This is a genomic window from Methylobacterium goesingense, from assembly GCF_022179225.1.
Classification (GTDB): Bacteria; Pseudomonadota; Alphaproteobacteria; order Rhizobiales; family Beijerinckiaceae; genus Methylobacterium; species Methylobacterium goesingense.
Map to the genome: position 1 here is coordinate 16,573 of NZ_BPQL01000123.1, position 22,833 is coordinate 39,405.

Sequence of the window (22,833 nt, forward strand, 5' to 3'; positions counted from 1 at the left end):
ATGATTCGCGTCCGAACTGGATATACGTCGCATCGGTGCTGGAGATACATCGACGTGCGGCTTCGCTGGCGGTATGCGAAGCGGTTTACACGATCAGAATGTCGCTGGCATGCAGGGTCAGTGCCTTGGTGAATTCGGCGATCTCCACCACGGGCGCGCCAGTCGCCGTGCCGTCCGCGTCCCAGGACAGGGTCAGGGCGTTCGGGTCGAACAGGAACTGACCGTGGTCCGCATTGGCGCTACTGCCGAGGACGAAAAGGTCCGCCGAGAGAGCGCCGGCGGGGAGGCCGCCGAAATTCGCGCCCGTGACCGCGATCGTGTCGAACTGGCTCTGGCTGAAGTCGGTGATGGTGTCGAAGCCTTCGCCAGGGATGTTGAAGAGGAACTGGTCCGCGCCCTTGCCGCCGGTCAGGATGTCGTGTCCGAACCCGCCCGCGAGCACGTCGTTGCCCGCACCGGTGACCAGGACGTTGTCGCCTTCGTTGCCGGTGGCCTGGAAGCCGGAGAGGCCGGAATAGGTCAGGTTCTCGACGAAACTCCCGAGGGTGTATTGGGTGAGGCCGGTCTTGATCAGGACCGTATCGATGCCGCCCGCATCGGGGCTCGATTCATCGTTCGGGTCGAGGCGCTCGACGATCCGGTCACCGATGGAATCGACGAGGTAGGTGTCGTTGCCGGCGCCTCCCACCAGGACGTCCTTGCCCGCGCCGCCGTCGAGTGTGTCGTTGCCCGCTCCACCTTTGATCCAGTTGTCGAGGGTGTTGCCGGTGCCCTTGAAGCTCTCGGTGCCCGTATAGACGAGATCCTCGACGTTGCTGCCGAGCTTGTAGCTCGCGAGTCCGGTCCGCACGGTGTCGTGGCCGGCATCCGCCGCTTCCGTCACGGTGTCGTTGATCCCGACGATGTAGGTGTCGTCGCCGAGACCGCCCTTGAGGCTGTCCTTGAGCGTATCGTCGCCGCCCCACAGCGTGTCGTTGCCGGCCCCGCCCGTGATGGTGTTGGCGAGTTCATTGCCGGTGCCGTGGAAATCGCCCGTGCCGATGAAGGTCAGGGCCTCGATCGCGCTGCCGATGCCCAGGGTATAGCTGCCCAGCGTCGTCTTGATGGTGTCGGTGCCCGCATCGGCCCGTTCCGTCACCACGTCACCGAGATTGTCGACGATGTAGACGTCGTTGCCCAAGCCCCCCGTCATGGTGTCGGCGCCGAGCCCACCGTCGAGCGTGTTGTTGGCGTCGTTACCAGTGAGAACGTTGTCGAGGGCGTTGCCGGTGCCCTTGCTCGCGGCCCCGGTGAGGACGAGGTTCTCGAGGTTGGCCCCGAGGGTGAAGCTCACCGAACTCAGGACGGTGTCGATGCCGCCGCCGGGCAACTCGATGGCCACGTCCTTGCTGTTGTCGACGATATAGGTGTCGTTGCCGAGGCCGCCCGTCATGGTGTCGGCGCCCGCGAGGCCGTCGATCGTCTCGCCCTCCGAGGTGCCGGTGAGCTTGTCCGCCGCGGCCGTGCCGATGATGGTCGGGCCCTGCACGTCGGAGAGCGTGATGGTGAAGGCCTGATCGAAGATGTGGCCGCCGCCATCGGTCACCCGCGCCGTCACCGTGAGGCTCGGCGTGGTCTCGAAGTCGAGGACCGCACCGGCGGCCACCACGAGGTTGGCGCCATCGACCACGAAGGCGCCGCCGGCCGAGTCGAGGAGCGTGTAGGCGAAGGTGTCGCCGGCATCCGGATCGGTCGCGCTGAAGCTGCCGACGAGCGTGCCGCCGGCGCTGTTCTCGGGCACCTCGGCATGGCTCAGGGCGAGTGCGGTCGGGGCGCTCCCGAGGGGTACCGTGAGGATGCCGTCCGAGAACTTCAGGGTCTCGACGCCGACCAGGGTGTCGGTGCCCTCATCGCCGCCGATATCGTTCGGGTTGTTGTCGGTGATGACGACCCGGCCGGCCGTGATCGTCACCGTGTAATCGGCCCGGGCCCCGAGATAGAGGGCGATGTCGGTGCCGAGCCCGCCATCGATCGTGTCGTTGCCGGCACCCCCCGTGATGCTGTCGTTGCCGCCCATTCCCAGAATGGTGTCGTTGCCGAGATCGCCCTTGAGCGAGTTCTTGGCGTCGTTGCCGATGATCAGGTTGGCGAGATCGTTGCCGAAGCCCGAGATTTCCGCGAGGCCGGTGAGGGTGAGGTTCTCGACGTTGCTCTTCAGGGTGTGGGTCACGCTGCTGAGCACCGTGTCCACGCCTTCGTTGAACTTCTCGACCACGAGGTCGCCGCTGGTGCCGACCGCCGTGACGTCGACGACGTAGGTGTCGTCGCCGAGCCCGCCCTCCATCTTGTCGGAGCCGGCGCCGCCATCGATCCAGTCGTTGCCGTCGCCGCCCTTGATCCAGTCGTTGAGGGCGCCGCCCGTGATCGTGTCGTTGCCGAGGCCGCCGTCGAAGGCCAGGGTGGTGTCGTAGCCCGCCGCCGCCGCCGCGGTGGCGGTTCCGGCCAGGTGCACCACGTCGTCCCCCGACCCGGCGGCGTACTGTGTGCCGGCCTGGTAGCTGCCGGCCACGACGGTGGCGAAGTCCACGCTGTCGTTGCCGTTGGTGAACAGGCCGTTCGGGATGTTCACCGTGTAGGTCTTGTCGGAGAACTTGAGCAGTTCCACGCCCTGGATCGTGTCGGTGCCCTCGTCGGTATCGGCGGCGTTGAGATCGGTGACGGTGACGGCGCCGCCCACATCGGTGATCCGGTAATCGGCGAACTTGCCGGCGAAGACCGCCGTGTCGCGCCCCAGACCTCCGTCGATGACATCGTTGCCGAGGCCGCCGCGCAGGGAATCGTCGCCCGCGCCTCCGAACAGGGTGTCGTTGCCCGCATTGGCGTTGATGATGTTGTTGCCGTCGTTGCCCGCGATGACGTTGTCGAGTTCGTTGCCCGTGCCGTTGATGTTGTCCGTACCCACGAGGGTGAGGTTCTCGACGTTGCTCTTGAGGGTGAAAGTCACGGTGCTGATCACCGTGTCGATACCCTCGCCGACCTTCTCGACCACGAGGTCGCCGGTGGTGCCCACCGCCGTGGTATCGACGTAATACTTGTCGTTGCCGAGCCCGCCCTCCATCCGGTCCGAGCCGGCGCCGCCGTTGAGGATGTCGTCGCCGGCCCCGCCCTTCATCCAGTCGTCGAGGCTGCCGCCGATGATAACGTCGTTGCCGTCGCCGCCGTCCATGGCGACGGTGGTGTCGTAGCCGGCGGCCTGGGCGGCGGCCGCGTCCTTGGGCAGGTAGATCTCGTCGTTGCCGGCAAGCCCCGCATGGGACGAGGTCGGCGCGTAGGTGCCGGCGGTCACGGTGGCGAAATCGACGTAGTCGTCGCTGGCCGTGAACAGGGACGGCAGGCCGGTGCCCTTGATGTCGTATTGCGGCTTGTCGGAGAAGCTGAGGTACTCGACCCCGTCGAGGGTATCGGTGCCGTCGTTGCCGTCCGTGAGGTCGATGTCGGTGACCGTGGCGGTGACGCCGTTAGTGACGATGCGGTAGCCGGCGAACTTGCCCGAGAAGACCGCGGTGTCGATGCCGGCACCGCCGACGATGACGTCGTTGCCGGTACCCCCGGTGATCAGGTCGTCGCCGGCATCGGCCCAGATCTCGTCGGCCCCGGCCCCGCCCCGGATGATGTCGCCGCCGTCGCCCCCCGAGATGACGTCGGCATCGTCGCCGCCGTCGATGGTGTCGCGTCCCGCACCGCCCCAGATGAGGTCGGTTCCCGCGCCGCCGTTGATGGTGTCGTCGCCGGCATCGCCGAACAGGGCGTCGCTGCCGCCGCCGCCGTCGAGGACGTCGTTGCCGGCGCGGCCGTGCAGTTCGTCGCGGGCATCGGTCCCCACGAGGTGGTCGCTGCCCGCCGCGTCGTCGGCCCCGGTCTGTACCGCCCGCGAAATGTCGATGCCCTGGAAGCCGAGGGCCGCGTCGAGGAGCCGGTCGGCCGCCGTGACCCGCGCGGCGCCCGTGAGGTGGATGCCGTCCTCGATGGTGTTCAGGTCCGTGGTGATCGCACCGATATCGACGCCCGCCAGGGCATCGGCGACCTGGTGCTGGGCGAGGCGGACGTCGTCGTACTTGCTGTCGTTGGCGCCGTGGGGGCCAATCTCCTGGATCAGGACGTGATTGGAATGGAAGTCGGCGAGCACCCGGTTCATGAACGTGGTGAGCGCCGTGGCGTAGGTGCTCGTCGTGATGTTGGCCGAGGCGTCGGTCTCGCCCTGCGCCCACAGCACCACTTCGGCGGAGCCGCCGACCTTGGCGAGCAGCGACAGGGCGGTGGCGTAGAGAGAGCCGGCGGAGGTATCCATCCAGTAGCCGTTGCCCTTGTCGGCGGCGGCCACCAGGGCGGTGCCGCCCTTGGCGGCGGCGACCATCATCACCGGCACGCCGGCCTCGGCGGCGTAGTTCTCGGCAAAGTAGGTCGAGGCGCCGCCCGCCACGTGGCCGATGGAGCCGTCGGCTTCCATCTGGTAGGTGCCGGATGGGGCATCCGGCACGGCGGTGGGGGTGTTGTACCAGCGCTCGATGTTCGACTGGCCGATGGTGAACACCACGGCGCCGATGGCGAGGTCGTCGGCCTTCACCGTGGTTCCGGTCTTGACCTCGAGGCGGTAGCCATCGCCCTGCGGCACGTTGTGGAGGATACCGCCCGACGTCCAGTCGACCACGACCTGCCCGGCCTTGTTCAGGATGCGCGCCTGATCGCCGGTGAAGCGGACATCGGCGGAATCGCCCTCGCGTTGCAGAAAGATCATGGTCGTCCCCTTGGTCTTGAGGTGAGCCGCCCGTCTTCAGGAGGCCGGTTGGGCGGGCTCAGCGCATGTGATCGCGGATGCCGAGGACGAGGAGCAGGCCGGTGAGCCAGACCAGGAGCGCGAAGCCCGCCACCACCGCGATCGAAGCCGGGCGGTTGGGGAACTGGGCGCTCTCGGCCAGCGCCGGCCGCGCGAAGGTCGCGAGGTAGATCTGCTGCCGGTCGGCGAGGCCGCGGGCGGCCTGCAGCGCGTCCATGGCCATGCCGTAGCTCTTCTCCGCGAAGGTCTGTTCGGATTCGAGGCTGGCGTAGCGCGCGACCATGCTGCCCATGTCCGCGCCCAGCCCCTGGCCGTTGCGCTGGCCCTCGGCCTCCACGGAGCGGATCTGCTGCTCGGTGGCCTTGATCCGGCCTGTCAGGGTCTGGATCATCGGCGCGTTGGGCTGCATCGAGGCGGAGAGCGCCGACGCCTCGGCGCGCAGGCTGGCGAGGTCCGAGCGCAGCTTGGCCAGCAGGTCCGCGTTGCTCATCGCCACGCGGACGGGATCGTAGGTTCCCTCGGTGCGGCGGAAATGGCCCAGCGCGTCGCGGGCGCCGCGCAGTCGCGCTTCCGCCTTCTGCACCTCGGTCTCGGCGAAGCGCACGAAATCCCGGCGGCCCCGGTCCGTCAGCTCGTTTGCGAGGCGCTCGGAGCCGTCGATCACGGTCTGGGCGAGGCGGTAGCTGTCCTCAGGCGTATAGGCCCGGACCTTGACCGTGAGGATGCCGGTGGAGAGGTCGTAGCGCGACATCACCATGGCGCGCCAATGGCTTACCAGTGCCTCGATGGGCGCGGCCGGGTCGAAGCGCGAGTAGGCATCGGCGGCCGGGTTGGAGAAGATCCGGCGCAGGTCGATCTTGCGCTGCACCTCGTCCACGAACTGCCGCGTGGTGATGTAGTCGGCGATGATGAAGGAATCGGTGTTGCCGGCCAGCGCGTTGGGTACGCCGCTGACGACGCTCGCCGAATCATGCCCGCCGTTGCGCTCCACCGAGCGCAGGGCGAACTTGACCTCCGAGACGTACTGGTCGGCGGCTACGAACCCGTAATAGAGCGCCGCCGCCAGGGTCGGGAGGACCACGAGGGCGATGAACGAGAGCAGGATGCCCCGGCGCTGGCGCTGGCGGCGTGCCCGCCGTCCGGCGAGGTGCGAAGCCTGATCGGGTAGGCCCGGCAGCGGCCGGACCGGCGCTTCGGCGACCCGGCGTGCCGTTTCGGCCTCGCCCGCGAGCGCGGTCACCTCGCGCAGGATCGGGGGCTTGGTGGAAGCCTTGCGGTTGACGGGCCGGCCTTCCAGCCAGCGCGCCACGCTCTCGGGCTCCGCCGGGCCTGCTTCCTCCCGTGGGTCCTCCGCCGGGTCGCCGGGCGCCGCGGGTTCGACCGAGGCCGCATCGGCCGGAGTCCGGCCGGCCCCCCGCCGCTGCCTGAGGACGCTGAGGAGTGGCGAGACCCGCGCGGCGTGTTGTCCCGGTTCGGTGCTCATGACGGCTCAGCCTCCCGTTCGGCCCATCGGTCCGCATGCCGGTCCGCCCCCTGGACCTCGGTGCGGTAGATCTCGTTGGTGTAGACGGAGACCGCTTCGGCGACGGTTTCGAAGGTCAGGAGCGCTCCGCCTTCGAGAATGGCGCCACGGTCGCAGTAGAGGCTCAGCATCTTGGCGTTGTTCGAGGCCATAATGATCCGCGCATGGCGTCGGCGCTCGGCGAAGAGCTGGTTGCAGCGGCGCTTGAACTCGACGTCGCCCGCCGCTGTGACTTCGTCGACGAGGTAGACGTCGAAGCGGATCGCCATGCAGGCGCTGAAGGCCAGGCGCGAGCGCATGCCGTTCGAGTAGGTTCGCAGCGGCTCGTCGAGGTAGTCGCCGAGTTCGGCGAAGTCGTCGACGAAGGCCACGGTCCGGCGAACGTCCTCGCCGTAGACGCGGGCCAGGAAAGCGATGTTCTCGCGGCCCGTCATCATGTTGGAGAAGCCGATGGCTTGCCCGACCGGAAACGAGACCCGCACGTCGCGGTCGATATGTCCCCGGTCCGGCAGTTCGGAGCCGGCGAGCATGCGCATCAGGGTGGATTTGCCCGAGCCGTTGCGGCCGAGGATGCCGAGGCTCAGATCCGTGGACAGCGCGCAGTCCACGTCGGCGAGGATGCGCTTGACGCCCAGCGCCGTGCGATAGCCCTTCGAGACGTTATCGAGGACGATCATATCGCTTCCACCTTCCGGCGGGCGAGGCGCTCCAGCACCAGCCCGAGGACGCAGGTGCAGACGGCCCACTGGACAAGGTAGGCCTTGTCCAGGGTGGTGGCGCCGTAGGCCGGGTAGAACGAGATCCGGGTCCACTCGATGGCGTGGACGAGGGGGTTCCAGACCAGGAACGCCTGCGCGGTCGCCGGCACCTGATCCACGAGGTAGAAGATGCCGGAGGCCAGGTAGAGCGGCCGGGTCAGGATGTTGAAGAGGTTGTGCCAGGACTGGAGGAGCGCGGTGAGGGTGGCGTTGATCATCCCCACGCCGACCGCGAGCAGGAACGTCGCCGCCACCGCGCCGAACAGGGATTCGAGGTCGAAGGGCCAGTCGCTGAAGCCGATGGACACCAGCAGCGCGATCAGGATCGTGGAGACGATGAGCCAGGTCGCGCCCTCCAGGAGGGCCCGGGCGCACAGGATGTCGAGATGGGTCACCGCCGGTACGTTGAGGAGCGGCCGGTCCGAGGTGAAGGCCGAGACCAGCCGGTACGAGACCTTGCTCCAGAGGAAGAACGGCAGCAGCCCGGTCATGAAGAACAGGGCCATGCTGCCCCCGAGCGGCGAGCGGCGGCCGAGGGTGTAGTGCACGATGGACAGCCCCACCGCGTGGGCGACCGGCTCGATCAGCACCCAGATGTAGCCGAGCCGGGTCCGGCCGAAGCGCGTATGGGTCTCGCGCAGGATCAGTGCGCCCACCACGTCGGACTGGGTCCGCAGGGCCGACAGACCGTTCCTGAGGGTTTGGGCATGGGCCGGCATCGTATCGCTCCTCCGGTCGGGCGTCGGGGTCAGGGCCGGGCGTCGGTGAGGTGGGTCTCGCGGGTGAGCGCGGCGGTGGGCCCGGTCTCCGGGAGCGCCCCCGGCGCACGCCGGGGCGGCAGCATCACGCGGACGACGTCGCCGGGCTCGACCCGGGCGGTCTCGGGGACGCTGCGCTCGCGCATGCGGTCGCCCTCGCGGCGCAGCACCGCGTAGGTCGGCACCGCCTCGCCGCTGCGGACCCGGAACTCGCCGTCGGAATGATCGACGATGCGCTGATCGGTGACGATCTTCTGGCGGGCCTGCTCCAGATTGGCGCGTGCCTCCTTGAGCTGGTCGAGGATCTCGGTGCGCCGGTTGGTCCGCAGCTCACCGGCCGTCTGCTCGGCGCGCGCGACGTCCTGCGCGTTCTTGAGCATGTCCGATTGAAGCTGGCGCTTCTTGGCCTCGGCCTCGGCGTGGCGCGCCTCGATCGGGAATAGGATCGGACGCCGCGACAGGCCCTTGCTCACGAGGTCGGTCTGATCCTCGAGTTCCTTCTTGGCGATGGCCATCTGGCGCTCGATGGCGGCGGACTGGGCCTCGAGGGAGCCGTTCTGGCGCTCGGCCAGGGCCTTGAGCGTGCGCTGGTTGGCCACCGCCGCGTCGAGTGCGACCGCGCGCTGCTTCATGATCTTGGCCTCGTCGGCCATCAGGCGGGCGATGGTCGGCTCGCCCTTGCGGGTCAGGATCTCGTCGGGGAACGCGATGCCGTCTTCGCCTGCCAGTTCCGCCTCCAGGCGCGCGGCGCGCACGAGGAGGAGATCCCGGGCGGCGACCTGGAGGGCGCCGTCGCCCGCCGCCGCCAGGGCCTCGCGCTGGTAGCGGCTCGGATCGTCCGGCCGCCGATAGAGGCCGCCCGCGATGCTGACCGCGTGCAGCACCGTCATGCCGGGGCGGAAGGGATAGCTTCCCGGGCGGTCGACCACGCCGACCACGTAGAAGGGCCGGTACTCGACGATCTCCACCGAGGCGCTCGGCGAGGTGAGGGTTCCGAGCTTGGCCTGGAACGCCTCCGCCACGGCGCGGGCGAGCTCGGCCGTCGCGCGGCCTTCCGCCGGCACGTCGCCCACCAGCGGCAGGGGAAGGTTGCCGGCATTGTCGATCGCGAACTGGCCGTCGAGGCGGGCCTGGAAGTCGCCGCCCTGCGCGGGCATCGCCCCTTGCGTCCATTGATAGACGGTGACGCGCAGCTTGTCGGCGGGCCCCAGCGCGTAGGCGTCGGCGGCCCGCGCCTCCGGCCGGCACCCGGTGGCCAGGACGAGGGCGGTGATCAGGAGTCTCGACACGAAGCGATGCGACATCCGGGTGGATTCCTCGGCCTGGCGCCGTCTCCCGCACGCGGGCTCGCCGGACCGGCCGGCGCTCGCGCGGCTGACCTGTCTTGGCGACGATGTTCGAGACGGGATGGAGAAGAAGTGGGATACCCGCCGTCGCTCCTGCGTTGAGCATTGTGTATTCGCAGCAGCTTGGCGGTCCTGTTAACCGAATGTTTACCGACCTCGATCGCAGGGCAACATGACCAAACGGCGTAGGTCATTGTGCGAAGAGGGTGTTTACCGTGTCGATGTCTGCAGAGACGAGGTCTGCAGGGTCGAGGTCTGCAGGGTCTTGCCGGTCTCCAAGAGTGAGCGCCCGCAGCTGATGGCGACCGCAGGCTGGAACTGCAGCGCGATTTCAGGGCCGCCGAGGATGTCGAGGAGTAGAACCGCCAGTGCGTGCTCCCGGATCACCCCCGTGCGCCAGCCGATCACCGGCAGGTCGCTGCGCAGGATCTGACCCGGCTCGGGCGCCCGCCCCTCGGCATGCAGCACGCAGGCTCCGACCAGGGCGGTGCCGAGTTCCCCGGCCTGCTCGGGCGTGATCGCGATGGGGATGCTCTTCGAGCCGACCTGGATCCGCAGGCGCAACGCGCCCTCCGCGACCTCGACGGCGTAGGAGACGGGCGGGGTCCGGCGCGGGGCCGGATCGAGGGACGCTTCCGCCTGGACGTCCGCTTCGGGGGACCAGGATTCGGATTGGTCTTGCTCGGAGGGGATCTGCATGACGCGCCTGTCTGCGGCGTGACCTCGGGCTCCGGCATACCGCGGGCCGCGGAAGGCGCATCCGAGGAGGCCGGCGAGCTTTGCGTGCACTTGCCGCGATCGCAAACTCGGCCATCGGCCTTAGCGCCTCCGTTCGGGGGGCGGGGGCCTACCTCCTTCGGAGAATGCGGCCCCTCGAAAGGCGATGTCCCCCGACACGCCCCGCCGCCGCATAGTCAAGCTCGCCAAGGACGCATGCCGCCGGCTCGGGCCGACCGATCCGCCGCAATCCGGCATGTCACGAGCAGCGAGGGGCTTTCGTGCGCATACTCATCACCGGAACGGCGGGGTTCATCGGTTATCACACGGCGCGGCGCCTGCAGCGCTCGGGGCACGAAGTCGTCGGCATCGACGGCATGACCCCGTATTACGACGTCAGCTACAAGCAGCGCCGGCACGCGACCCTGCTGCAGAATCCGGGCTTCACCGCGCACGAATTCATGCTCGAGGACATGGACGCCCTGGGCCGGGTCTGGGAGGAGACCGCCCCCGAGGTGGTCATCCACCTCGCCGCCCAGGCCGGCGTCCGCTACAGCCTGGAGAACCCGCGCGCCTACGTCGATTCCAACCTGACGGGCACCTTCAACGTGCTCGAATGCGCCCGGCGCATGACGCCGGGCCACCTGCTACTGGCCTCCACAAGCTCGGTCTACGGCGCCGCCGACAAGGTGCCCTTCGCCGAGGCCGACAAGGCGGACGCGCCGATGACTCTCTATGCCGCTACCAAGAAGGCCACCGAGCTGATGGCGCATTCCTACGCCCATCTGTTCGACATCCCCACCACCGCGTTCCGATTCTTCACAGTCTACGGGCCGTTCGGGCGCCCCGACATGGCGCTGTTCAAGTTCGTCTCGGCCCTGCTGCAGGACCGGCCGCTCGACATCTACAATCACGGCCGGATGGAGCGGGACTTCACCTACATCGACGACCTCGTGGAGGGCATCGTTCGCCTCATCGACGCGGTGCCGATACGCGGCGAGCCGGTGCGGGATGCGGAGGACACTCTCTCGGCGGTGGCGCCGTTCCGCACGGTCAACATCGGCAATTCCGACCCCGTGCCGCTGATGCATTTCGTCGATGCCGTCGAGAGCGCCGTCGGCCGCAAGGGCCGGCACAACTACCTGCCCATGCAGCCCGGCGACGTGCCCCGCACCTTCGCCGACAGCAGCCTCCTCCAGAGCCTGACCGGCTTCCGGCCCGCCACACCCGTCGCCGAAGGCGTCGGCCGCTTCGTCGGCTGGTACCGGGACTATCACTGCGTCTGAGCCGGAACGGACCTCGTGGCGGCGATGGCCCGGCGAGGCACTGCGCGGGGAATTTCGCCATGCTCAACGATCCGGACACCACCCTCGCGCCCTGGCCCGGCGCCGTCGCGCTCTCGGTCCAGCTCGACCCGATCACGCGAATCCTCATTCGCGCGCCGGCGCGGCCCGGACCGGCCGACGGCGCCGTCCTCCAGCGGGCCGCCGCGATCGTCGCCGGCGCGGGCCGGGGCCCCGAGGTGCGGGGCGCGCTCCAGGTGCTGCTCGGGCTGGTCCACGCCCATCCGGCCTGCGAGCGCCTGCAGATCCTTGCCGCCCGCCTCGTGGAGGTCGCCGAACTCGTCGAGCCCGGAACGCAGGACCGGGAGGCGGTGCCGGCCCGCGCCTGGGCCGGGGTGCATGCGCGCTTCCCGGAGGCGGTGGAGCCGTTTCGCCTGGTGCTGCGCTGGACCCTGCGCCGACAGGGGCGCGAGGCCGCCGCCCGGCTGGTCCGAGACCGTTTCCCGAAAGCTCCCGCGACTTGCCCGGCGATGCTCCTCCAGGCCTGGGGCCTCGAGGAGATCCGCGCCCACGCGGAGGCCGATGCCGCGTTCGAGCGTCTGATCGCGACCCATCCGCGCGAATCCACGTACGTGGCGTTCGCCCGTGCCTTGTCGAAGCGCGGCGAGATCGGGCGGGCCCTGCGGCTGCTCGAGGATGGGATCGCCCGCTTCGGCTCGGGCGGCAAGCTCGCGGCGCCCCATGCGGCGGCGGCGGCCGATTGCGCCCGTCTGACGGCCTTCTGCGGGCACGGCGCGATGCCGCCCCCGGGGCGCGCCGCCGACGCGGTGCTGGCCGAAATCTTCGCTCGCCTCGCACCGACGCGCCGGGTGCCCCGCCGCCGCCGGCGGGTCGGGCGCGTGATGATGATCACGGGCTCCCTCGGGGCGGGCGGGGCCGAGCGTCAGTTCGCCCTCACGGCACGGGGCCTGCACGCCGCCCGGGTCCGGGCTGCGCCCATCGCCGGCAGCACCATCGCCGGGCCGATCGAGGTCGTGGTGCGCTCGACGGGGGCCCGGATCGGAGGCGACTTCTTCGCCCCCGGCCTGCGTGCGGACGGCCTCGCGGTGGAGGAATACGCCGACTTTCCGGTGCAAGACGGCGATCCGGCCCGCTCGGTGCTCGTCCCCTTCGCGTCTATGCTCGACCTCCTGCCCGTCCCGATGCAGGAGGGGACCTTACGCCTCGCCGATGCGATCCGCCGCCGCCGGCCCCATGTGGTCCATCTCTGGCAGGACGGCTCGATCCTGGCCTGTGGGCTCGCGGCCCTGGCCGCCGGGGTGCCGCGTATCGTCCTCGCCGTGCGCAGCCTGCCCCCCGTGGACCGGCCGGAGCGCGACCGCCCGGAATATGCCGGCCTCTATCGGGCGCTGCTGGCCGCCCCCGGCGTACGCCTCACCGCCAATTCGCACGCCGCCGCGCGCCGCTACGCCGCTTGGCTCGACCTCGACCCGGCCCGTGTCGACGTCATCTACAACGGCGTCGACGCCTTGCCGTCCGAGGCCTTGCCGTCCGAGGCCTTGCCGTCCGATGACGTGCCGGCCGAGGCCGCCCGCGCGGCGGCCTTCTTCGCCCGAACGCCCCACGCGGGTTTCACCCTCGGCACGGTGATGCGCCTCGACGAGAACAAGCGGCCGTTCCTCTGGCTGGAAGCCGCCGCGCGCATCCGGGCGACGGCCCCCGATACCCGTTTCATCATGGTCGGGGATGGTCCCTTACGCGAGGCCTGCGAGGCCCGGGCCGCGCGCCTGGGCCTCGCCGGGCACGTCCTGTTCGTCGGCCGCTCGGCCCATGTCGGCGCCTGGCTCGCGCGGATGGACGCGTTCCTGCTGCTCTCCCTGGTGGAGGGGCTGCCCAACGTGCTCGTCGAGGCGCAGCATGCCGGCCTGCCGGTGGTGACCACCGACGCGGGCGGTGCCGCCGAAACGATCGTGCCCGGCCGGACCGGGCTTCTGCTGCCGGCCGGCCCCGACCTTACGCCCGAGGCCGTGGCCGAGACCGTTCTGGCACTTCGCGCCGACGCACCCCGCCGTGCCGCCATGGGGGGCGCGGCGCGGGCTTGGGCCCGCGAGACCTTCTCGGTTGCCGCCATGATGGAGCGGACGGTGCGCAGTTTCCTGACGTAGGCGGCCTGCCCACGCCCGCGCCGCGCCGGCGCGGGCGCACGCGGCTCGGTCTCACGAGCGCTCGCAGACCTCCGGCCAGCTCGCCGCGATGCCCTTCGGACCGGCGAAACGCAGGAGGCAGGTGGCGAGCCCGGCGGCGCTCGTGTCCGAGACCGCCCGCACGGGGAGCAACGCCATGGGAACGCCCCGCGCGATGTCCGCGTCCTTCTCGACCACCCGGATGTTGCCCACCGTGACGTTGTCCTCCGCCGCCACCGCGCCGTCGGCCTCGGTGCCACCGCCCGTGGCGGCGCGCACCACCGAAATCGGACCCGCGCCGATGCGGCCGGCGCGGTCCGGATTGACGAAGATGTTGCCGGCCGCCCGCAGCACGCCGCCGGTGCCCGTGGCCGAGCCGTAGACGGCGCTGTCGACGCCGCTCGAATAGGCGGTGGGGCTGAGGAGGAAGAGATTGTTGGCGAGCTGCACGGCGGCGTTCGAGACGACCTTGGGATGGCGCTGGCTGGTGCCCTCGAAGACGTTGGCCAGCACCGTCACGCTGACGCGCGGCGCCATCAGGTCGCCGAGATGCCGGAGGGGCTCCTGGCAGCCCTCCGCCTGTCCGTCCTTGTAGCAGGTCAGGGTGCCGATCAGCATGACCTTGTTGTGCTCGGCGAAGTGGTTGAACGCCACCGTCGCGCGGGACTCGCTGTCGAAGCGGCTCTTGCGCACGATGTCGACGCAGCCGTCGCCGCAGCGGTGGAAGGCGTTGTGCAGGATCGCGACCCGGTCGAACCGGTCGGTCAGTCCAATGGCGTCGCCGGTCTTGTCCGCCTTGTCGTCGTAGGGGTCCTTGGTGAAGGCGAGGCCGCTGACGATGACGTTGCTGACATCCGTCAGGGTGAGCTGCGTCAGGCGTGGGGCACCCGAGAGCGTGATGCCGCCGCAGCCGCCGTCGAGGGTGGTGTCGGAGGGCAGGTGAAGCCCGGCCTCGAGGTGGATCTGTCCCGTCAACTCGGGGGCGAAGACGATCCAGCCGCCGCCGGAATTCTGCGCCGTCTCCACCGCCCAGCGCAGGGTGCCCTCCGGGCTCGGCCGGCTCGCGGAGGATTTCGCGTCGTCGAGGCGCGTCACGGTGAGGAGCCGCTTGCCGAGCCCGCCCGTGGTGCCGGCGGCCGCCCCCTGGATCTGCCCGGTCAGCGGGCTCGCGCTGACGCGTCCGTCGCCGACGGTCGGCGCGACCCGCCGACAGGGCAGGGCGGCCCGCTCGGCCGCCGCCTTGGCCTCGTCGAAGAAGCGGCGGGCCGCGAGCGAGCCATCCGCCGCCGCGGCGGGAAGCGCGGACATAGCGAGGAGACCAGCACAGATCAGGCTGGCCGTGACGATGGTGGGACCTCGAGCGGCCCGACGCGGTGCGGTGTCGCAGGACGATCCGCGAAGGGGATACCGACGCGCCATGGCGAGAACTCCTTGATGAGCGTCGCGCCGACCCGGACCCGGGCGAGACCGGTCGAGATCCGACCCACGGTCCTTGCCTGGCCTCCCGCGCGATGCCGCCGGAGCCTAGCGTTCGTGGGCGGACAGCGATCCGCCCCCACGAGGGCCGAAGGCGATGGCCAATCGGCGTAGGGCGGGTACCCGCCGATCCGTCCCGCCGGACCGGATCTCATCCTTTCGGAGGGGGAGATCACCCACGCCGCACGCACCGGCTACCGACAATGGCGGGTTTGTGGAGGTTACAAATCCCAATAGGTTAACAAAACCTTAACAGGAAAAACAAAGAAACGGTTGGGAAGTCAGCGCGCCATTTGTAGCGGGCTTTTCTATAGCCTTGAGGAGCCGGAAATTGGCGACCAAAGATCTCATCTATACATCGATTGGCACGTGCCGGATCGCGGAGCCCCTGGGGGCTACAGTACAGTTGCGCGGTCTTCGGAGGAATAGTTCGAACATCTATGGTTTCGTCCATACCGCTCCGGAGGCCTTGCAGCAGATCGACTACCTCGAAGGACGTGAGTTTCCTGCCGAACTCGCCCGCTTCCTGACGCCGGACGGTGTCCTGGTCCGCAGCCAGCGCCAGGCGACCGATGTGTTCGTGGTCGAGATCTCCACGGTCAAGGAGATCGTCTTCGACGCCTGGTACCTGCAGATCAATTACCTCGAGCGTACCTTCCGCGATCGGGGTGGCCTCCTCGAAGCCTTCTTCGGCCTGAAGGGCGAACGCGATCCGGAGGTGCGCCGCCGGCATTTCGAGGCCCTCCCGGGCTTCGCCGAGACCGATGCACTGGAGCGCCGCGTCCTCATCGAGGGCTACATCCGCAGCACCACCCGCGACGAACTCGAGGCGCATATGGCCGAGATCGTCCGGCGCCTGCCGGCCCCGGTGGTCTTCGTGAACCACATCAACGTGCCGAACACCGCCGGCGACCTCATCGCCTCGCGCAACCGCCTCTGCGGCTGGATCGGCGAGATCTGCGCCATGCGCGGCTACCGTCACTTCGACCCCTCGCCGCACGTGTCCACCTACGGTGTGTCCGAGGCCATGGCCGAGGAGGGCCGCGATCTCAACCACTACGCCAACCCGTTCAAGCCGATCATCGGCAGCATCCTGTTCGACGGCGTCCTCGGCCGCATTGCGGCGACCGGCGAGGTCGAGCCCGCTCCGGCCGTGCTCGAAGTGACGGCGGCCACCGAGGCCGAGCCCGCGCCGCCGCCGCGCCCGCCGGCACGGCCGGCCCTGGTCCATGCCTCGATCCAGGCGGCCCTGAACGAGGCCAAGCGGCGCATCGCCGACGGCGACCTCGACGAGGCCGAGACCATCCTGCACGGCCTCTCGGCCGAGGATGGGCGCCAGGCGGGGGTCCACACGCTGCTGGGCACCGTCGCGTTCCATCGCGGGGACACCACGGCGGCGGCAGCCGAGTTCCGCGAGGCGGTGGACATCGACCCGGCCGCGCTGGAGCCGCGCCTGATGCTGGTCAAGACCGCCCTGCGGGTCGGCAAGCTGGAGGAGGCCTGCGCCATCGCGGGCGACCTCGTCCGGCGTGCGCCGGACGACCTGCGCATCCTGCTGGTGGCGGCCAAGGCCATGATGCGGGCCAAGCAATACGCCAGCGCCACCGCCATCTGGCAGCGGGTCTCGATCATGCGGCCGGAACTCGTGCTGCCGCTCATCGAGATGGCGCGTTGCGAGATGAAGGTCCGCAACTACGAGGCGGCCCTCACCGCCGCAAACGCGGCCCTGCGGCGCGACCCCCGCGAGGCCGGCGCCCTAGTGATCAAGAGCGACGCGCTCCTGAAGCTCAAGCGCATGCGCGAACTGGCGGCGGTCTCCCTCGAACTCGCCGCCATCGAGCCCAAGGCCGCCATGGCGGCGGTGCCGGCCCTGATCTCGTCCTTGCATCCGGAGGAGGCGGCCAGCATCGTGGCCACCGCGCGCGAGACCGGCGAGGTCGACATCGACGCGGTGATGCGCGCCGCCCTGATCCGCACCCTGGAACGGCGCGGCAAGGTCGCCAACGAGCGCGGCGACACCCCTGCCGCCGCCGCCGCCTGGAAATCGATCCTGCTGATCGAACCCGACAGCGCCCGCGCTGCAGCCGGCCTGCGCCGGTTGTTCACCCCCCTCGTCATCGCGGCCCGCGCTCGGGCGGCCGAGAACGACGTGCCGGGCGCGGTGGCGGCCTACGAGGCGGCCCTGGCGATCCAGGACGACGGGGCGCGGATCCTGCGCGAACTCAGCCTTCTCCACGAGAAGGCCGGCGATTGGCTCAAGGCGAACCAGAGCTGGGCCCGCCTCGCGCGGATCTCCGAGGACGGACAGCCGTTCAAGCGCAAGGCCGCGCGGGCGGCCATGCGGGCCGAGCGCTACGACAGCGCGGTGCGGGTCTACCACGAACTCGAATGCGCCGGGGACGAGCAGGCGGCCCGCAACCTCACCTCGGCCCTGCGCCGCCTGGTGCGGAGCATGCGCGAGGACTTCGCGGCGGGCCACCTGGAACTGGCCGCGACCAAGGCCGACGTCGTGCTCGAGGTCGACCCCGACAGCGAGGCGGCCCAGCGCACCTTCCGCAAGGTGATGCAGACCTACTCGAAGCGCCTTCGCGAGGCGGTGAGCACCGAGGACGTGGCGCTGCAGGAGGAGATCGGCCTCAAGATGCTGGAGCTGGAGCCGGCCCGGCCCGATGCCCTCAAGGTCCTGTCCCGGCTCTACCGCATGGCCAAGCGCCATCGCGACGGTATCGCGGTGCTCCAGCGCCTCACCGAGATCGAGCCCGAGGATACCGGCCACTGGGTCAAGCTCGCCCGGTCCTGCCGGGCCATCCGGCTCTACGACCGGGGCGTGCCCGCCGCCCTCAAGGCCCTGGAGATCGAGCCGGGCAACGTCGCCACCGTGAACCTGCTCAGCGACATGCTGAACCGACAGGCCGCCCCCTGAGGCAACCCCTCCGCCGACCTTCGACGGCCCCCGCCCCGGATCGCGTCCGGGGCGGGTCCGGAAAGCCGCGCCCTCGCGCCCAGGGCCGCTCCCCCGCCCGACCACCATCCGTTCCCGGAGACAGCGTCCATGCTCGGTTCTGGCGGCTCGTGCCCGCGCCCCGCATCGAACGAGGCCCTCGCCGGCCTGTTCATGCTGCAGGGCGACCCCCTGGGGGACGACGACTTCCGGGCGGCTTTCCGGGTCCGCGCCGCCCTGGCGGGCGGCGGGGGCGGGGCGGGCATCGTGTCCCACGATACCGCGATCCTCGTCGGAGGCGCCAGCTCGCCCGCCCCGGCGCGGGCGCCGGAACGCTTCGCCGCGATCCTGGCGGGCGGCTTTTCCAATGCGGGTGCCCTGCGCGCCGAACTCCGGGCCCTCGGCGTGCCCGGCCCGATCGAGACGGATACCGACGTCCTGCGCGAGGCCGTGCGGGCCTGGGGCGAGGCCGCCGCCGCCCGCTTCACGGGGGCCTACGCCTTCGCGATCCACGACGCCGAGACGAAGACGCTGCTGTGCGGTCGGGACCGCTTCGGCATCCAGCCCTTCCACTACGTCCACCTGCGCGACCGCCTCGTCTTCGCCTCCGACCTCGCGGCGGTCACCCACTGGCCCGGCGTGCGGCGCCATGCCGACCACGATGCCCTGACCCACTACCTCGCCTTCGGGTTCTGCCCGGCCGACCACGCGCCCTTGAGCGGCGTACAGCGCCTGAGCCCGGCCCACGTCCTGCGGGCGGAGCGCCTGCGCGGGGTGCGGACAGCCCGGGTCTGGACCCTTCCGAGCCCGGCGTCTCGCCCACCCGCGGAGGCCCCGACCCCGGACGAGGCCCGGGCCGAACTGCGCCGCCGTGTCGATGCCGCCGTCCCAGGCGACGGTCCGATCGGTGTGCTGCGGACCGGCGACGCCCCGTCCGACGCCCTGGCCGAGGCGGCGATCCGTGCCGCGCATCGGGGCGACGGGCCGGAGGTGCACGACTTTGCCATCCATCTGGAGGGCGCGGCCGTCCCGGCCGTCGCTTCGCCGCGGTGCCGGTCACACGCCGTGCGGCTCGACGCGGCGAGCGCGGTCTCGGCGCTGCGCCTCATCCCGCGGCGCGGCGAGCCCCTGGCGACCCCGGGCGCCCTCGTCGAGCACGCCCTGCTCACCGCCGCATCCGCCGAGGTCCCGGTCTGCCTGACGGCGGCGGGAGGCCCCGAACTCCTCCTCGACCGGCCGCACTACACCGCCTTCGGCACCGCGCTCGCCCGCCACCGCGACACCCGTATCCAGGCGAGCCCGCGCCAGGGCTTCCACGCCACGATGCCCTTCGTGCGCGACCTCTACGGCGACTGCGTCTGCATCTCCTCCGACCCGCAGCGCCTCGCCCTGTCGGGTCCCGCCCTGATCGGGTCCCTGCTGCTCTCGCCCATCGACGGGCTCGGCACCTCCCTGGAACGGGCCGATGCGGGCACCGCCTTCGACCTCCTGGCCCGCATCGACGTCGCGCACGGCGCCCCCCGGATGCTGGCACCCCTCGACATCGCCCGGCACGGGGCCGGCCCCACCCTGCTGGCGCCTTTCCTCGAGACCGATCTCGGCGCGTGGTGCGCCGGCCTGCCCCAGGCCCTGCGCCTTGTCGGCCCCGACGGGACGGCCTGCCCTGGCGGCCTCGTGCGAACCGCCCTCGACCAGCCGGCCAGCCCCCGGCCGGAGGTCGGCCATGCCCTCGACCTCTGGCTGCGCACGAGCCTTCGCGAACGCCTCGAAGACACGGTGGCGAGCGCCGCCTTCCGCAATCGCGACCTCTTCCGCACCGCCTGGATCGACCGGCTCGTGCGCGATCACCGCGAGGGCACCCGCGCCAACGGCACGCTGCTCTGGGCTCTGCTCTGCTTGGAGACTTGGTTCCTCGGCTTCGTCGACCGTGCGCCCGAGATCGGCACGGCGGACCTCCCGAACGCATTCGCCGCGACCGACGTCGCCGAGACTGGGGTTGCCGCATGAGCGCCCTGGAGAGCCGTCGATCCGCGCCCCGCCGGGCCGCGAACCCGAAGCCGAAGGGACATCCGGTTTCCGAGGGAAAGCCGGCGTCGCGCGCTCCCGCAGCGGCGGCCCCCGCTGGCGCGCCTTCCTCCGCCAAGGCGGTCGATGCCGTCGCCCTCCGGGCCATCGCCCTGGAGAGCGCGGGCGACCGGCACCGCGCCCACCTGCTCTGGCTCGAGGTGGCCGCCACGGCGAGCCCCGAGCGGCTGCGCCGTTACCGGGTGTTCCGGCGCCTGGCCAAGGAGATGGCGGCACGGGGCTGGCACGCGGAGGCCGTCGATTCCCTGGAGCGGCACCTCACCCTGAGCCCGCGTGACGCCGACGCCATCGACCGCCTGCTCCAGGCCCGGCTCGCCACGGCGCCCCCGGCCGAACAGCCCGGCCTCTACGCCGCACATGCCCGGCGTTTCGGCGAGAGCGCCGGCGCGCTGATCCTGCGCGCCACCCGGATCGAGGCCCCGCGCGATCCCGGCGCGGCCCTGGCCACCCTTGAGCGCGTCGCGGCGCTGGCGGCGAAGGCCGACCAGGGCCCCCTGCGCCTGCGCCTCGCTCGGGCCTACGAGCAGATCGGCGACGGCGCCCGTGCGCTGGCGCTCCTCGACAGCCTCACGGGCCCGGAGGCGCAGGCCCCCCAGGCGGCCAAGGCGCGCCTGCGCCTGATGCAGGGGGCGGGATCCAGCAAGGAGCACAGCGTCGCGGTGGCCCGCGGCCTGATCGAGGCCGAGCCGAACGCCGCCGCGCACCGGGCCCTGCTCGGGCGCACCCTGAAGCGCTTCAACGACTGGGCCGGCGCGGCGGCGGCCTACGAGGCCGCCCTGGAGCGCGACCGGGGCGAGGTCTCGCACTGGGAGGGTGCGCTGCGGGCCTACGGCGCCCTGGAGCGCGACGAGCGCATCGCCGAACTCGTTCATCAGGCCCGCCAGCTCTTTGCCCACGAAGGTGCCGAGGGCTTCCTTGCCATCGCGCGGGTCGAGCTCGCCGCCGGAGACGCGCCGCAGGCCATCGCGGCCGCCCGGCGCGCCATGGCCAACCCGATCCTGCGCCGTCGCGTCCGGCCCGTGCTCGCCGAGGCTCTTATGGAGGTCGGCGCCTACGCGGAGGCCTGGACGCACCTGGCGGCCGCCCTCCAGGACCCGAACGTCGAGCCCGACCTGCAGCGTGCCGCCGCCCGCTGCCGCGCCGCCTTCGCGGTGGCGACGCCGGGGCGGGACCACGTGCCGGTCTTCCCCGGCGCCCTGTTCCTGCGGGTCTTCGAGGCGCCGCCCACCCGCACGATCCTTCCGCCCACCGACACGGTGATCCTCTGCACCTCGTCCCTGGGCGCGGGCGGCGCCGAGCGTCAGGTCGCGCTCACGGCGGCCGGCGTCTCGCGGGCCCGCGCGGGGCGGGGCCGCACCGTGCTCGCCGGCCTCGATCTCACCCCGGCACGGGGTCGCGCGATGATGCGCAACCTCGCCGAGACGGAGCACCTCGTCATCGAGGATCTCGCCTCCGTCAACGAGACCCAGGTGCTGCGCGTGCTCGCGGCCGAGGACCCGGCCCTGCACGAGGCCTTGCGCCTGATGACGGCCTTCCCGCCCAACCTCGCTCGCGACATCCTCAAGCTCTACGACTGCTTCCGGCGCCATCGCCCCTCCTGCGTCCATCTCTGGCAGGACGGCGTCATCTCGACGGGCTCTGTGGCGGCGTTCCTCGCGGGCGTGCCCACCATCGTCTGCTCCATGCGCAACGTGGTGGCGGGCGAGAACGACCGCCGGCGCTACCGGGCCTATCTCGCCACCATGTACCGGGCCCTGTCCGAGCGCCCCGAGGTGCGGTTCACGGCCAATTCCGCCGCCGGCGCCCAGGATTACGAGGCCTGGCTCGGCTTCGAGCCGGGGCGCATCCGGGTCCTGCGCAACGGCGTCGACGTGGACAGCATCCGCGCCCGTGCGCCGGAGTCGGAGCGCCGCGCCGTGCGCGAGCGCCTCAAGCTTCCGCCCGATGCCCTCCTGGTCGGCGGCGTCTTCCGCCTCGCCCCCGCCAAGCGCCCGCATCTCTGGCTCGACGTGGTGGCACGGGTGGCCGAGGGCGATCCCCGCACCCACGGCGTCATCGTGGGCGACGGTGCCATGCGGGCCGAGATCGCGGACGCCATCGCGGCGCGGGGCCTGGCCGACCGGATCACGCTGGCGGGTCGCCAGAGCCCGGTCGAGCCCTGGATGGCCGCCATGGACGTGCTGCTCCTGGCCTCGGAGGTCGAGGGCCTGCCCAACGTGCTGCTGGAGGCGGAATCCCTCGGCGTGCCCGTGGTGACCACCCGCGCTGGCGGCTCGGGCGAGGCGCTGCTCGACGGCGTCACCGGGCGCCTCGTGGAGGACGACGCGCCGGCCAACCTCGCCGCAGCCCTCACCGGCGTGATCCGCTCACGCGGCCTACGCCACCGCGCCCGCGTCGGCGCGCCTGTCTTCATCGAGCAGCGCTTCGGGATCGAGCGGATGATCCGCGAGACCCTCGCTGTCTTCGGCGAAACCGATCCACTTAAGATGGGAATGGCATCATGAAGATCGCGGTCATCGGTTCCGGGTACGTGGGTCTCGTCTCCGGGACGTGTCTGGCAGATTTCGGGCACAGCGTTGTGTGCGTCGACAAGGATCCGGCCAAGATCGCGGCGCTGCAGGCCGGGCGCATGCCGATCTACGAGCCGGGGCTCGACGCCCTGGTGGCGGAGAACGTGCGCCAGGAGCGGCTGAGCTTCGCCACCGATCTCGCTCCGGCGGTGGCGGAGGCCGAGGCGGTGTTCATCGCGGTGGGCACGCCCTCGCGCCGCGGCGACGGCTTTGCCGACCTTAGCTACGTCTTCGCCGCCGCCCGCGAGATCGCCGCGGCCCTGACCGGCTTCACCGTGGTGGTGACCAAGTCCACCGTGCCGGTGGGCACGGGCGACGAGGTCGAGCGCATCATCCGCGAGACCAACCCGGGGGCCGAGGTGGCGGTGGTGTCCAACCCCG

The 22,833-nt window shown here is 71.0% G+C and carries 12 protein-coding genes and 1 pseudogene; 6 read left to right on the forward strand and 7 right to left on the reverse strand.

Translation table 11 applies throughout. From position 1 onward, the window contains the following. Positions 1-85: 85 nt before the first annotated feature. The 6 genes from MFF30_RS19880 to MFF30_RS19905 all read right to left on the reverse strand — a co-directional run bounded on the left by MFF30_RS19880 (position 86) and on the right by MFF30_RS19905 (position 9,896). A complete protein-coding gene (locus MFF30_RS19880) occupies positions 86-4,774 on the reverse strand; it encodes a sialate O-acetylesterase (RefSeq protein ID WP_238281442.1) in 4,689 nt (1,562 codons plus the stop codon). A gap of 58 nt (positions 4,775-4,832) precedes the next feature. After that, complete coding sequence (locus MFF30_RS19885; RefSeq protein ID WP_238281445.1) at positions 4,833-6,296, reverse strand: KpsE/RkpR family capsule polysaccharide export protein; 1,464 nt, start codon at positions 6,294-6,296, stop codon at positions 4,833-4,835. Beyond that, a complete protein-coding gene (locus MFF30_RS19890; RefSeq protein WP_238281447.1) occupies positions 6,293-7,012 on the reverse strand; it encodes an ABC transporter ATP-binding protein in 720 nt (239 codons plus the stop codon). Before MFF30_RS19890 ends, MFF30_RS19885 begins: the two co-directional genes overlap by 4 nt. Next, on the reverse strand, positions 7,009-7,812 hold the full coding sequence (locus MFF30_RS19895; protein ID WP_238281449.1) for an ABC transporter permease: 804 nt from the start codon (positions 7,810-7,812) through the stop codon (positions 7,009-7,011). Before MFF30_RS19895 ends, MFF30_RS19890 begins: the two co-directional genes overlap by 4 nt. A 29-nt stretch (positions 7,813-7,841) precedes the next feature. Beyond that, entirely contained in the window at positions 7,842-9,155 is a 1,314-nt protein-coding gene (locus MFF30_RS19900; protein ID WP_238281451.1) for a polysaccharide biosynthesis/export family protein, read from the reverse strand. A 252-nt stretch (positions 9,156-9,407) separates the two neighbouring features. Then, positions 9,408-9,896 (reverse strand): hypothetical protein, encoded by a 489-nt coding sequence (locus MFF30_RS19905; protein ID WP_238281453.1) that lies wholly within the window; start codon positions 9,894-9,896, stop codon positions 9,408-9,410. Between the two features lie 299 nt (positions 9,897-10,195). Here MFF30_RS19905 and MFF30_RS19910 point away from each other — a divergent pair, with 299 nt between their 5' ends. Continuing rightward, positions 10,196-11,200, forward strand: a complete 1,005-nt coding sequence (locus tag MFF30_RS19910) for an NAD-dependent epimerase/dehydratase family protein (protein WP_238281455.1) — start codon at positions 10,196-10,198, stop codon at positions 11,198-11,200. A gap of 59 nt (positions 11,201-11,259) precedes the next feature. Next, on the forward strand, positions 11,260-13,362 hold the full coding sequence (locus MFF30_RS19915) for a glycosyltransferase (RefSeq protein ID WP_238281458.1): 2,103 nt from the start codon (positions 11,260-11,262) through the stop codon (positions 13,360-13,362). Between the two features lie 51 nt (positions 13,363-13,413). Here MFF30_RS19915 and MFF30_RS19920 read toward each other — a convergent pair whose 3' ends face one another. Continuing rightward, the gene (locus tag MFF30_RS19920; protein WP_238281460.1) at positions 13,414-14,799 is read right to left on the reverse strand and encodes a hypothetical protein; all 1,386 of its coding nucleotides are present in this window, start codon (positions 14,797-14,799) and stop codon (positions 13,414-13,416) included. A gap of 388 nt (positions 14,800-15,187) precedes the next feature. Between MFF30_RS19920 and MFF30_RS19925 the strand changes: the two genes are divergently transcribed. The 4 genes and pseudogenes from MFF30_RS19925 to MFF30_RS19940 all read left to right on the forward strand — a co-directional run. Next, complete coding sequence (locus MFF30_RS19925; protein ID WP_494337905.1) at positions 15,188-17,779, forward strand: tetratricopeptide repeat protein; 2,592 nt, start codon at positions 15,188-15,190, stop codon at positions 17,777-17,779. A gap of 129 nt (positions 17,780-17,908) precedes the next feature. Next, positions 17,909-19,804 (forward strand): asparagine synthetase B family protein, encoded by a 1,896-nt coding sequence (locus MFF30_RS19930; protein WP_238281464.1) that lies wholly within the window; start codon positions 17,909-17,911, stop codon positions 19,802-19,804. After that, positions 19,801-22,386, forward strand: coding sequence for a glycosyltransferase (locus MFF30_RS19935; protein WP_238281466.1), 2,586 nt, complete (start codon positions 19,801-19,803; stop codon positions 22,384-22,386). The genes MFF30_RS19930 and MFF30_RS19935 overlap by 4 nt, the downstream gene beginning before the upstream one ends. Next, a pseudogene (locus MFF30_RS19940) lies at positions 22,383-22,833 on the forward strand (UDP-glucose 6-dehydrogenase); the annotation flags it as partial. The gene MFF30_RS19935 and the pseudogene MFF30_RS19940, both read left to right, overlap by 4 nt.

What these genes read in the sequence shown, in the direction of transcription:
- MFF30_RS19920 (WP_238281460.1), bottom strand. Translation starts at nt 14,799, where the DNA reads ATGGCGCGTCGGTATCCCCTTCGCGGATCGTCCTGCGACACCGCACCG.
- MFF30_RS19930 (WP_238281464.1), top strand. Translation starts at nt 17,909, where the DNA reads ATGCTCGGTTCTGGCGGCTCGTGCCCGCGCCCCGCATCGAACGAGGCC.
- MFF30_RS19905 (WP_238281453.1), bottom strand. Translation starts at nt 9,896, where the DNA reads ATGCAGATCCCCTCCGAGCAAGACCAATCCGAATCCTGGTCCCCCGAA.
- MFF30_RS19890 (WP_238281447.1), bottom strand. Translation starts at nt 7,012, where the DNA reads ATGATCGTCCTCGATAACGTCTCGAAGGGCTATCGCACGGCGCTGGGC.
- MFF30_RS19880 (WP_238281442.1), bottom strand. Translation starts at nt 4,774, where the DNA reads ATGATCTTTCTGCAACGCGAGGGCGATTCCGCCGATGTCCGCTTCACC.
- MFF30_RS19900 (WP_238281451.1), bottom strand. Translation starts at nt 9,155, where the DNA reads ATGTCGCATCGCTTCGTGTCGAGACTCCTGATCACCGCCCTCGTCCTG.
- MFF30_RS19935 (WP_238281466.1), top strand. Translation starts at nt 19,801, where the DNA reads ATGAGCGCCCTGGAGAGCCGTCGATCCGCGCCCCGCCGGGCCGCGAAC.
- MFF30_RS19915 (WP_238281458.1), top strand. Translation starts at nt 11,260, where the DNA reads ATGCTCAACGATCCGGACACCACCCTCGCGCCCTGGCCCGGCGCCGTC.
- MFF30_RS19885 (WP_238281445.1), bottom strand. Translation starts at nt 6,296, where the DNA reads ATGAGCACCGAACCGGGACAACACGCCGCGCGGGTCTCGCCACTCCTC.
- MFF30_RS19895 (WP_238281449.1), bottom strand. Translation starts at nt 7,812, where the DNA reads ATGCCGGCCCATGCCCAAACCCTCAGGAACGGTCTGTCGGCCCTGCGG.